This is a genomic window from Brevundimonas sp. (genome assembly GCF_044336875.1).
GTDB lineage: Bacteria > Pseudomonadota > Alphaproteobacteria > Caulobacterales > Caulobacteraceae > Brevundimonas.
The window spans coordinates 1-10,679 of sequence record NZ_JBIIOP010000034.1 but is presented as its reverse complement, the minus strand read 5'-3'; the positions used below and the strand labels follow the sequence as shown (position 1 = coordinate 10,679).

14 protein-coding genes are annotated in these 10,679 nt (G+C 66.0%); 7 read left to right on the top strand and 7 right to left on the bottom strand.

Going from position 1 to position 10,679, the window contains the following annotated elements; genetic code table 11:
• The 6 genes from ACIQ1T_RS18600 to ACIQ1T_RS18575 all read left to right on the top strand — a co-directional run.
• On the top strand, positions 1 to 249 hold a 249-nt coding region (locus ACIQ1T_RS18600; RefSeq protein ID WP_395946054.1), incomplete at its 5' end, for a 2-oxoadipate dioxygenase/decarboxylase family protein.
• A gap of 92 nt (positions 250 to 341) precedes the next feature.
• Positions 342 to 926 (top strand): hypothetical protein, encoded by a 585-nt coding sequence (locus ACIQ1T_RS18595; RefSeq protein ID WP_395946053.1) that lies wholly within the window; start codon positions 342 to 344, stop codon positions 924 to 926.
• Between the two features lie 82 nt (positions 927 to 1,008).
• Positions 1,009 to 1,308, top strand: a complete 300-nt coding sequence (locus tag ACIQ1T_RS18590) for a HigA family addiction module antitoxin (RefSeq protein WP_395946052.1) — start codon at positions 1,009 to 1,011, stop codon at positions 1,306 to 1,308.
• Positions 1,309 to 1,335: 27 nt separating this feature from the next.
• A complete protein-coding gene (locus ACIQ1T_RS18585; protein ID WP_395946051.1) occupies positions 1,336 to 3,231 on the top strand; it encodes an acyltransferase family protein in 1,896 nt (631 codons plus the stop codon).
• 152 nt (positions 3,232 to 3,383) lie between these two features.
• Positions 3,384 to 5,348: a glucans biosynthesis glucosyltransferase MdoH gene (mdoH, locus tag ACIQ1T_RS18580; protein WP_395946050.1), complete on the top strand. Its 1,965-nt coding sequence runs from the start codon at positions 3,384 to 3,386 to the stop codon at positions 5,346 to 5,348.
• 115 nt (positions 5,349 to 5,463) lie between these two features.
• Entirely contained in the window at positions 5,464 to 5,781 is a 318-nt protein-coding gene (locus tag ACIQ1T_RS18575) for a hypothetical protein (protein ID WP_395946049.1), read from the top strand.
• 174 nt (positions 5,782 to 5,955) lie between these two features.
• Here the strand turns inward: ACIQ1T_RS18575 and ACIQ1T_RS18570 are convergent, their stop codons facing one another.
• The 6 genes from ACIQ1T_RS18570 to ACIQ1T_RS18545 form a co-directional block, all read right to left on the bottom strand.
• Positions 5,956 to 6,240: a GNAT family N-acetyltransferase gene (locus ACIQ1T_RS18570; protein ID WP_395946048.1), complete on the bottom strand. Its 285-nt coding sequence runs from the start codon at positions 6,238 to 6,240 to the stop codon at positions 5,956 to 5,958.
• Between the two features lie 73 nt (positions 6,241 to 6,313).
• Entirely contained in the window at positions 6,314 to 6,697 is a 384-nt protein-coding gene (locus ACIQ1T_RS18565) for a hypothetical protein (protein WP_395946047.1), read from the bottom strand.
• Between the two features lie 10 nt (positions 6,698 to 6,707).
• Complete coding sequence (locus tag ACIQ1T_RS18560) at positions 6,708 to 7,403, bottom strand: hypothetical protein (protein WP_395946046.1); 696 nt, start codon at positions 7,401 to 7,403, stop codon at positions 6,708 to 6,710.
• An 80-nt stretch (positions 7,404 to 7,483) separates the two neighbouring features.
• Entirely contained in the window at positions 7,484 to 7,882 is a 399-nt protein-coding gene (gene folB, locus ACIQ1T_RS18555; protein WP_395946045.1) for a dihydroneopterin aldolase, read from the bottom strand.
• A gap of 4 nt (positions 7,883 to 7,886) precedes the next feature.
• On the bottom strand, positions 7,887 to 8,648 hold the full coding sequence (locus tag ACIQ1T_RS18550; RefSeq protein WP_395946044.1) for an SDR family oxidoreductase: 762 nt from the start codon (positions 8,646 to 8,648) through the stop codon (positions 7,887 to 7,889).
• A complete protein-coding gene (locus ACIQ1T_RS18545; protein WP_395946043.1) occupies positions 8,641 to 8,772 on the bottom strand; it encodes a hypothetical protein in 132 nt (43 codons plus the stop codon). Before ACIQ1T_RS18545 ends, ACIQ1T_RS18550 begins: the two co-directional genes overlap by 8 nt.
• Positions 8,773 to 8,814: 42 nt before the next feature.
• Between ACIQ1T_RS18545 and ACIQ1T_RS18540 the strand changes: the two genes are divergently transcribed.
• The gene (locus ACIQ1T_RS18540; RefSeq protein WP_395946042.1) at positions 8,815 to 9,288 is read left to right on the top strand and encodes a hypothetical protein; all 474 of its coding nucleotides are present in this window, start codon (positions 8,815 to 8,817) and stop codon (positions 9,286 to 9,288) included.
• Between the two features lie 139 nt (positions 9,289 to 9,427).
• Here ACIQ1T_RS18540 and ACIQ1T_RS18535 read toward each other — a convergent pair whose 3' ends face one another.
• Positions 9,428 to 9,862 carry a hypothetical protein gene (locus ACIQ1T_RS18535; protein WP_395946041.1) on the bottom strand — a complete coding sequence of 145 codons (435 nt, stop codon included), beginning with the start codon at positions 9,860 to 9,862 and terminating at the stop codon, positions 9,428 to 9,430.
• Positions 9,863 to 10,679: the final 817 nt, after the last annotated feature.

The following is a 10,679-nucleotide window of genomic DNA, read 5'->3' as shown; positions in this document are numbered from 1 at the left end:
GCCCTGGGCCATGTCGTCGCCGAACCGATCACCTACGAGGACTTCCTGCCCGTCAGCGCCGCCGGCATCTTCCAGTCCAACCTCGGCGCCGAGGCCCGCGCTGCCGCCTACGCCGTCGACCCGGCCCTGGCCGAGTTCGAGACCGCCCTTGGCCGGACCGTGCAGGACGAGATGGCCCTGTATCGGGGGGAACAGGACGCCTCGATCGCCGCGACGCTGAAGGCCCTGGGTTTGGCGGAAGCGGCGTGATCATCACAGTGCCTATCGGCACATCACAACTGCCGATGTTTCACGAAACGATCTTAGGCTTTTTTTGCATAACGCCGTTTCACAATGGCTGAATGCATAACCTGAAACTCGTCTTAACTATTGCTCTGGTCGCTTTAAGCGGATGTTCGCCGCCTTCCTCCGAAGGTCGTGGAATCGAGCCGCCGTTGTCATGGGCGATTTTGCCTGACGGTAGCAAAATAGCAGTCGGCCCATTGCTTCCTGAGGGTACTGCAGGGTCACAGCCTGTCGTTCGATGCTGGCCTCAAGCGCAGGGCTTTGAGTGCTTGGCGATCAATGGTGAAAAATTCAGGGATGTTCGCCGATTCCGCGCATCTGAACTACCTGTTCGACTTTGGGAAGAAGCATCTCCCGCTGGCTACGAATGTCAAATTACGGACTACATGGGGATCGGCTATAAGGAGACAATTCACGGCACTTCAGGCCAACTTCAGGAGCACATGTCGTCCAACGGCTTCGGCACTATCGAAGGAAGCTGGTCGAAAAAATATGTCGAAGATTATTGGAGAGCCAACGGCATCCAACCAAAGACGCTGTGGATGAACTGCTTAGCTCTGACTCGGATTGTGGCTCCAAACAGCAATGCGACCATCGGCACGACCGACGTTTCGCCGTCGCTTCTGGATAAAGGCTCTTGAACTTCACCCGGAACTGGCGTCGGCCGTTCCGCATCAATTCGAGCCTCGCGGTCGAGGACATGGACCTGGAGGATTATCACTGATGCCCATCCGACTTCACGACGCCTTCGCCGTCCATCCCGGTCCCTGGCTGCGCGACGAACTGGTCACGCCGAACAATCTCACTGTCACGGCCCTGGCCGAGGCCCTCGGCGTCACGCGCCAGGCGGCCAGCGGCCTGCTGAACGGCAAGTCGGGCGTCTCGGCCGAAATGGCCATCCGGTTCGAAAAACTGTTCGGCGTCAGCGCCGACACCCTGGTGCGGATGCAGGCCCGGCACGACCTGTCCAGGGCCCGCGCCAACGAACACGACATCAAGGTGCGACCGCTGGCCGCCGCCTGATCCTGCCGTCCGAGACGATCAGCCATATTGCCTGACCGCCCCGACCGGATCATAGACGCGGCCGTGAACCCGCACGCCTCCCCGTCCGCAGCATCGTCCGTACGCCGCAATGACCTGGACTGGATCCGGGTCGGCGCCTTCGGCCTGCTGATCCTCTATCATGTCGGCCTGGTCTATGGGGTCTATGGCTGGCACGTGCACAGCGTCCACACCTTCGAGTGGATGCGCGAAGCGATCCTGATCACCAACCCCTGGCGGCTGACCCTGCTGTTTCTGGTGTCCGGCGCCGCCCTGCGCTTCATGACCTTCCGCCGCAGCCCGCGCCAGGTGGCCCGCGCCCGGTTCGAGCGGCTGGTCCCGCCCCTGCTGTTCGGCGCCGTGGTCCTGGTGCCGATCCAGTCCTGGATCGAGGCGATGGACAAGGCCGGATGGCCCGGCGGCCTCGCCGGCTACGCCGCCTGGATGGTGCGCGAGTTCAGCTTCAGCGGCCTGGCCGACGGCGTCCCGGTCAATCACCTGTGGTTCATCGTCTATATCGCCGCCTACAGCGCCGCGACGATCCTGCTGTGGCGTCGTCCCGGCCTGATCGAAAGGATCGGCGACTGGCTCCAGGCCCATCTGACCGGACCGCGCCTGCTGATCCTGCCGATCCTCTATCTGATCGCCATCCGCATCCTGCTCTTCCCCTGGTTCGGGGTGACCAATGTCCTGCACTGGGACTGGTACAATCACGCCCTGTCCCTGGGCGCCTTCGTCTTCGGCTTCTGCATCGTCGGGCGTGAGAGCATCTGGCGCGAGATGGAGAAATATCGCTGGCTCGCCCTGGGCCTGGCCGCCGTCGCCCTGCCGATCATGATGGCCCAGGTCTGGCATCCGGGCGGGCGGGCCTTCTGGGGCGTGCCCAAGGCCATGGTCTATGGACTGGACCAGTGGGTGACCATCGTCGCCATCCTGGGCTTCGGCTCGAAACACCTGCGCACACGCGGCGGGCCGGTGCTGAACTATCTGACCCAGGCCACCTTCCCCCTCTATATGGCGCACCAGACGATCCTGGTGGCCGCCGTTTGGATCATCCGCCCCGCCCGCCTGCCGGTGGGGCTGGAGGCCCTGTCCCTGCTGCTGATCACCTTCCTGGGCAGTCTGGCGGTCTATGAGGTCGTGCGGCGCATCCCGGCCATTCGCCCGCTGTGGGGGCTGAAGCCGCTGGACGGCCGCCCCTGGCCGCTGGACCTGCAGGCCATGCGCCGCCCCGGTCGCCGCTATCACCGCCGCCGCCGCCTGCTGGCCATCGGCGTGGCCGCCCCGCTGCTGGCCCTGACGGTCGTGGCCGCCGCCATCGCCGCCTATCCCGGTTTCGACAACGCCACCCAGTATCTGAGCGAACTGGGCGGGGCGACGGCCCAGGCGCCGCTGATCTTCAACGGCGGGGTCTTCGTCGCCGGCGTCATGGCCGCCCTGGCCGGGATCGGTTTCGGTTTAGCCGTCTACGCCCTGACCGAGGCGCGGGTCGCCGCCGTCGTGATCGGCGTGGTCTTCGTCGTCGCCGGGGCGGGAATGTCGGCCTCGACCCTCTACCCCTGGCCCGATCCGCGCCACATGATCATCAACCTGGCCCTGGGCATCCAGCTGGCGCCGGTCCTGCTGCTGTGGGGCCTGGCCTCGCGCCGCGACGTGCCGCGTCTTAAGATCTTCCTCGCCGTCACCTTCGTCCTGATGGCGATCCTGACCATTGTTACAAAACACCTGGTCTTTCCGGGCACGGTCAATGATTCCAACGTCGGCTGGTGGGAACGCGCCTATGCGATCGTCCTGGTGTGCTGGGTGGGGGTTGCAGCCTGGGTTCTGGACCGTAAACTGCTGAAAGACGCCCTTGAATCGCCCAGCGACGGCCCTTCTGCCGCCGCCTTGGGAAATCCCGGGTAGCAATCCCCCGATTTATTTCGCTCGGATCAACATCGCGTGATTGAAAATCGCGTGAATGTGATCGACTATAGGGGTCGTGGTGCAGTGCAGCACGCTGCGGCGTCCCCGCCTTCGGGATGTCGTTCGATCAACACGGGGGCGTCCAGAGCGGCATGAACAAGCTGGCGATCCGGCCTGTCGAACAGGCTGAAATCGAGACGACGATCCAGGGGGCTCAAGGGCCTTCGTGGTCCTGGCTGCCCGACGAGGCGCGGCTGGACATGCCCGTGCAGTCGCTCAGCGCGCCCGACGCCGTCGCCGACACGATTCCCTCGACCTCGCCCCATTCGGTCGGCCTGCGCCGCCTGATGCTGCTGGCCGGCACCGTGGTCCTGACGGGCCTGTCCGCCATCACCCCCTTCTACCTCTACGCCCGCAAGGGCTGGGACGGGACCGAGATGCTGGCCTTCGGCCTGTTCATGGTCCTGATCACCGCCATCTCCTGCTGGTTCGTCAGCGGCCTGATGGGCCTGTTCGTCATGCTGCGCGGCAAGGACCAGGCCGACCTGGCCTTCGCCCCCCATCCGGCCCTGCCCCGCACCCGCACGGCCCTGCTGATGCCGCTGTACAACGAGGACGCCCGCGCCTCCTTCGCGCGCCTGGCCCAGATCGATTCCTGCCTGGCCCGCCTCGGCGCCTCCTCGGCCTTCGACATCTTCGTGCTGAGCGACTCGACCAAGGAAGAGGCCGCCGCCGCCGAGCGTTCGGTCTTCCAGGCCTTCCGTCTCGCCGCCAACTCCAAGGCCTTCTACCGCCGCCGCACCGACAACGCCGAGCGCAAGGCCGGCAATCTGGCCGAATGGGTCCGTCGTTTCGGCGGCGCCTACGAGAACATGATCGTCCTGGACGCCGACAGCACCATGGCCGGCGAGACCCTGCTGCGCATGGTCGACGCCATGGAGCGCAATCCGGGCGTCGGCCTGATCCAGACCGCCCCGGTCATCATCAAGGCCCGCACCGTCTTCGCCCGCGTGTCGCAATATTCGGTCCGCCTGTACGGCCGCGTCGCCGCCGCCGGCCTGGCCTACTGGACGGGCTCGGAGTCGAGCTACTGGGGCCACAACGCCATCATCCGCACCCGCGCCTTCGCCGACTGCTGCGGCCTGCCCCACCTGCGCGGCAAGAAGCCGTTCGGCGGCCACATCATGAGCCACGACGTCGTCGAGGCCGCCCTGATGCGCCGCGCCGGCTGGGCCGTCCACGTCACCGCCTCGCTGGACGGATCGTGGGAAGAAACCCCGCCGTCGATCACCGACTTCATCCGCCGCGACCACCGCTGGTTCCAGGGCAATCTGCAGCACCTGGGCCTGATCGGCGCCAAGGGCCTGTCGCCGATGAGCCGCCTGCAGCTGCTGATGGGCTGCATGGCCTATCTGTCCTCGCCCCTGTGGCTGGCCTCGCTAATGGTCGGCCTGTTCATCCAGATGTTCTATCCGGTCGACTGGACCAGCTTCTTCTACATCCTGAACCCGCAGTTCACCCCCTTCATGCTGGCCTCCTTCCTGTCGGGCGTGCTGCTGATCGGACCCAAGTTCATGGGCGCCGCCCTGGTGCTGAGCCGGCCGGCCGAGCTGCGCGCCTTCGGCGGCCGCCGCTCGATCGCCAAGGGCATGGCGGCCGAGATCGCCCTGTCGGCCATCCTCGCCCCCATCCTGATGGTCGCCAACACCAAGGCCTTCATCCAGATCCTGTCGGGCCACGACACCGGCTGGTCGACCCAGCAACGCGACGCCGACGGCCTGGCCTGGTCGGACGCCTTCCGCGCCATGCGCTGGCAGATGATCGCCGGCGTGGCCTTCCTGGTTCCCCTGTGCGTCCGTCCCGACCTGGCCACCTGGTTCGCCCCAATCGTCCTGCCGCTGCTGCTGGCCGCCCCGATCACCGTCTGGACCTCGCGTGTCCGCGCGGGCGACAAGCTGGCCGCCAAGGGCTTCCTGGTCACCCCGGCCCAGGACGGCGTCAGCGTCAATCCGGCCGTCCTGCACACGCCGCGCTCGCCGCTGCGCGCGGTCGCCGGCGGCGTCCTGGCCCCCGTCGCCGCCCCGGCGATGGTTCCCGCCCGCGCGCCCGAGTTGTAAATCGCCGAAAAGCGCGGCCTGACGGTCACAGATTCGCCATAACCGCTACAGCAACGCTCGACGTGAGGCGGCTTCGAGGTCACCTTACGCCTTACGTTCCGGGGATGCCGATTCCATGACCAAGAAGACCAGCGCCGACACCAAGCCCGACCTGCGTCTCGTGGGGGCCGAAGCCGCCGTCTACGATCTGATGAAGGCGCCCGAAACCACGGGCGAACGCGTCAAACGCCTCCAACTGGAGGCCCACGCCCTGGCCCTGGAAGAGATCGAACAGCTGGAGCGCCTGCTGATGCAGGCCGCCGAAAAGGCCAAGGAGATCGCGGCCGGCGGCGACGCCTATCCGGTCGGCGCCCGCGAGATCGCCTCGCGCCTGGCCAACGACCTGCCCACACGCGCCGAGACCATCAAGACCATCATCGGCCGCGTGGGCTGAAATTAGTTACCCTCTCCCGCTTGCGGGGGAGGTGGCCCGGCGTTCGCGAAGCGAACCAGGGTCGGAGGGGAAAGTCTTCTTTGCTGAAAGAAGATGAACTCCCCCCATCGTCAGCCGCCTCGCTACGCTCGCCGAGCTGACACTTCCCCCGCAAGCGGGGGAAGGTCTGTATCCCTAAGCCAGCACGTCGTCGTAATCCGGATGCCGCTTGTGCCACATCACGGCGTAGCTGCAGCGTGGGAACAGTCTCAGCCCCTTCTCGCGCGCATATTCCGCCATCGACTGCATGAAGCGCCCGGCCGCGCCCGAGCCGCGCAGGCTCTGTTCCGCCTCGACGTGCAGGATCATCCGCGCCCCGCCGCGCACGGCGTAGTCGGCCCAGACCTGGCCCGCCCCGGCCTCGCCCTCGAACTCCTGTTCGAAGCGGTTCTCGTCCGTCGCGTCCCTGAACTGGCCCATGATCGACTCCCTTTTCGCTTCAACAGCTTGGGAGGCGGGGCGTTCCACCGGATACCGACGTTAGATTGGAGGGTCAGATGGGCTTGTTCTGCAGCAGGTTCAGCAGGCCCAGCACGCTCTTCACCGTGAACCAGACGCTGAGCAGGAACCAGATCAGGGCGAACAGCAGCAGGAAGGGGATTCCGATCAGGAGCACCGACAGCAGGGCGCTGACCAGGATCCCGACCCAGGCGGCGATGGTCCACCAGAAGACCGACCAGAACAGGGCGATCTGCGCCTCGATATGCTGGCGCGCCACGCCCACGGCCGTGTTGCGCGAGACATAGGAGACGATCAACCCGACCAGAACCAGCACGTTTGCGCTGGGGATCGACAGGATGAACAGGGCCCAGGCGATCAGGGCGGCGACCTTGCCTTCCGGCTCCTGGCCGGGGGTGAAGTTCGGTTCGGTCGTCATGGCATTCCCCTCAGAACAGCCAGCTGCGCGGATTGGCGATGGCGTGCCCGGCCTTCAGCCGCATGACCCCGAAGGCGCCGCGCGCCAGGGTCCACAGGGCCAGAACGAACAGGACGAAGACGCCGACATTGACGATCACCAGCACCGCCCCCAGGGCCGCCGCCACCGCCGCGCTCCACAGGGTGCGCTGCTGATAGATGAAGTGGCTGGCCGCCAGCGGCTCCTGCGGCCCCTCGCGTCCGGTCACCGCCAGCAGGGCCACCAGGGCCGACACGCCCAGGGTCGGCACGGCCAGCAGGATCAGCACATAGACGGCGTACAGGCCCATCGGCACGGCCGGCTGTTCCGTCCGTTTGGCGAAGGTCTCGCGCGCCGCCGCCGTCGCCGTCTGGGTTTCGCGCGCCAGCCGCTCCCTGTCCGCCGAGAATCGCGTCTCCAGCGGCGCCCCGAACGGCTCGGTCCGATCAAACGGCCCCGGCTCGGCCTTCACCGGCTCGGGCGCCGGAGCGGGCGTCGACGCCAGGGCGGGCGCGACCGGCCCAGGCTCCGGCGGATCGAACAGATCCGGCTCGCGCGCGGCCGCGGCCGCCGGCTCGGGCGCGGGCGTGGGCGCGGGTTGCGGCGACCGCATACGCCCGGTCAGCGACGACGGCGAGACGAAGCCGACATGGGCGTCGTGATCGTGATCGTCCTCGTGATCGGCCATGAATTTCGAACGCCTTCCTCGCGCCGCCGAAGCGGCTGTATTCCTTGACGACAATGACCGCCCGAGAGGTCCGACGCAACCTAACGCGCCAGCACGATCTCGCAGCCCGGCGCGATCACGGCGGCAAGCGCGCCCGGCTTCTCGATCCGCACCGTGGCCCGCTTCACCCGCCGGTCTTCCAGACAGGCCCGCGCCAGGCGTTCGGCGAAGGTCTCGACCAGGCCCACATGCCCCTCGGCCGCAATCGCCCGCGCCGCATTGGCCACGGTCTCGTAGTTGATGGTGTCGCCCAGCCGCTCGATGGGCTTGGGCTCCAGTTCCAGGGTCACGTCGATGACCAGTTTCTGCAGCCGACCCTGCTCGTGGTCATAGACCCCGATCCCGGCCTCGACCTCCAGCCCGCGCACGAAGACGTTCATACGCTCCCAGCGCAGGGGCTCGTCCGCCGGAAAGGGCGACACCGAAGACGACTGGACCACGCGGCTACTCCTGGATGTCGGGGGTGCGCCAGGCCAGATGCTGGCCCCCGTCGACGGCGATCATCTGGCCCGTGACCATCCGCGCGTCAATCAGCCACAAGACGGCCTCGGCCACCGCCTCGGGACTGCCGGGTCGCTGCAACAGGGTGCCGCGCGCCTCGGCGGCGAATTCCTCGGGGGTCTGGTGGATCGACGGCAGGGTCGGTCCCGGCCCCACCCCATTGACCCGGATGCCCGGCGCCAGGGCCTGGGCCAGGGTCTGGGTCGCCCACCACAGGCCGTTGCGCGACAGGCTGTAGGAGAAGAAGCGCGGATCCGGCTTCAGCACCTTCTGGTCCAGCAGATTGACGATGGACCCCTGGCTGGTCTGCGCGGCGAAGGCCTCCGCCAGCACGATGGGCGCCCGCAGATTGGTCTCTATATGCTTGTCCCAGCCGGCCCGCGTCAGGCCGCCGATCCGGTCGTCCTCGAATACCGAGGCGTTGTTGACCAGGACCGTCACCTCGCCCAGGGCCTCGACCGCCGCCGGAACCAGGGCCCGCACCTGGGTCTCGTCGGCCAGATCCGCCCGCACCAAGGCCGCGCGTCGCCCCAACGCCTCGATCTCTTCGGCCAGCACCCGCGCCGCCTCGGCCGAGGCGTTGTGGTGGATGGCCACGTCGAACCCGGCCTTGGCCAGGGTCAGACAGACCGCCCGCCCGATCCGTTTCGCCCCGCCCGTGACCAGGGCGACGCCGCGCCCAGGATTGGGGGCCTGATCAGTCAACCCGGCCGAACTCGACGAAGTTGATGACCGCGATCACGGCGATGAAGCCGAAGATGATGCCGAGCGCCAGCATGGTGATCCTCCTGTTTCCATAAGGAGTAGAGCGGGCCGGCGCGGGGTTCAAGCCGCCTACGGACCTGCGCACCTGTGGTTGCGAGCCGTCGGCGTGCGTGGTTACCTGCCCGCCATGTCCCCCCTCTCGGTCATCGGGCTGATCGCCCTCGCAGCACTCCAGCCCGCGACGCCGCTGCAGGAGGTGGTCGTCAGCACCGGTCGTCTTCAACCCGCCGAGCCGTGGACGCAGAGCGTCAGAGCGACCTGCGGCTCTTCGACCTTGGAGATCGTCGGCTATGGCGCCGCGCGACCGCTGGGCCGCCCACCCGTCATTCTCTTCGATGGCGCTCCCCTGGCCGGAGACACGCGCGAATGGCTCTCCGAATTGGCCCAGCCTTCGGCCGTCTACCGGTTCGAGCTGCTGTGCCAGCATACCGGTGCGATCTACGTGAGGATGAACCGCGGCCAGAAACAGCAGGACGGCTCCACCGACTATCTCGTCGGCGATGCGACCGTGCTTGCAGGCCGCCTCGTTCGCCACCGCCCCCTGGAGGCGGCGAACGAAGACACCTTCTGGTTCAGGTAGGCGCGCCCTGGACGAAACGCCCGCTCCCTAACCGACATTGGCGGAGCCCGCTTCAGCGACCTGCTCGGGAATGTCCGTTTTCTGAGAGGATGCCTATTTCGCAAATCGACCCATTGCGGACGTCCCGACTCACCACGCCTTACAAAGCCAGAGCCTCTATTTCTTGGCGGTGGGCGCGTGCCAACCTCCAAAGGTAGACAGTGTTGGCTTCGTCGTTCAGGTCGATCCAGCTATCCAGTTCAGCAGCTTTTGTCGTGTCTCTCCAGCCGGTCACCCCCAGCATATACTTCACTGCAAATGGGTCGGGAGCACCTTCCTCTTCGAGTGCGCGGACCATCAGCTTTTGCCGTTCTATTGGGGTGGCCTCAAAATAGGTTGCGGACCCGGACCTTATGCTTTGAGCGAACCACGCCAGCCCTTCCACTAGAACGAAAATCGGCTGCGACAGCCCGTAAGTCGGATCGCTCGTATCGAAAGCTTCTGTTGCGCACACTCTGGAAGAGAGCCACGTCAAACCCTCGTAGGTCGTTTCGTGAAACACGCGGTCGAGATCGGCGGGAGCGACCTTGATCATTCGATGATCATAACTTTGGCGGCGGTGTCCGCAATATCCGCTTCCCACCCCTCTCAGACATTCCCAGCATCCGCTTAGGGGGTTCCGATGATCGACGGGTGTGGAGCCCGCTTTCAGGCCAAGAGTCTATTTCGCAAATCGACCCGTTGCGGCCATTGGCATAGAAGCTTGGCAGGACCGCCGTCAGCGTTCACTGTCTCCCTATGCTTTTGGTCCGCGCCCTCGTTATCGCAAGCATCCTATTCCTCGGCGGATGCTCTTACGCCTACGACATAGAGGCCGCGATTATCGACGGCAGGTTGACGTTCATCGTTGACCCAACCTCTCGGCCCAAACCTTCCTGCCTGACGAGGATAGAGGTGTCGGCAGAGGACCGCCAAAGCCGGGCAGAAGCCGAGCCGGGTGACAATGTCCAACTCGTTGACGGTGGTGTCGTCTGGTCAAACAGCGTTGGATACGACTGCCAAACAAGCTTCCCCATAGCTTATGGTGTCGCCCTCCGGGGGGAGCCGAGAGACCCGACACAAGAGGGCCGTGAAGTGGCAGCAAAGCAACTCATCCCCGGCGTCATCTATGAAGTGTCAGCCACTGCCGGAGCCACGGGATACGGTGGCGGAAGGTTCAGATTGACCGCCGATGGAAGGGTAGAAAACCTTCCCATGCACGATCTGACCAATGACCGCTAACCACGGTGGGCTCAACCGATCGCTGCAACACACGCAGCGAAGGTCTCTGCTGGCGTCCGATAAAGCAAGGTCTTTCTGGGTCGTTCGTTGAGCTGTCGGGCGATGGCGCTGAGCTGGGACTGGCTGTGCAG

Coding starts and splice junctions, on each gene's coding strand:
- ACIQ1T_RS18560 (WP_395946046.1), bottom strand. CDS start 7,403: ATGGCCGATCACGAGGACGATCACGATCACGACGCCCATGTCGGCTTC.
- ACIQ1T_RS18565 (WP_395946047.1), bottom strand. CDS start 6,697: ATGACGACCGAACCGAACTTCACCCCCGGCCAGGAGCCGGAAGGCAAG.
- ACIQ1T_RS18575 (WP_395946049.1), top strand. CDS start 5,464: ATGACCAAGAAGACCAGCGCCGACACCAAGCCCGACCTGCGTCTCGTG.
- ACIQ1T_RS18595 (WP_395946053.1), top strand. CDS start 342: ATGCATAACCTGAAACTCGTCTTAACTATTGCTCTGGTCGCTTTAAGC.
- mdoH (WP_395946050.1), top strand. CDS start 3,384: ATGAACAAGCTGGCGATCCGGCCTGTCGAACAGGCTGAAATCGAGACG.
- ACIQ1T_RS18535 (WP_395946041.1), bottom strand. CDS start 9,862: ATGATCAAGGTCGCTCCCGCCGATCTCGACCGCGTGTTTCACGAAACG.
- ACIQ1T_RS18570 (WP_395946048.1), bottom strand. CDS start 6,240: ATGGGCCAGTTCAGGGACGCGACGGACGAGAACCGCTTCGAACAGGAG.
- ACIQ1T_RS18590 (WP_395946052.1), top strand. CDS start 1,009: ATGCCCATCCGACTTCACGACGCCTTCGCCGTCCATCCCGGTCCCTGG.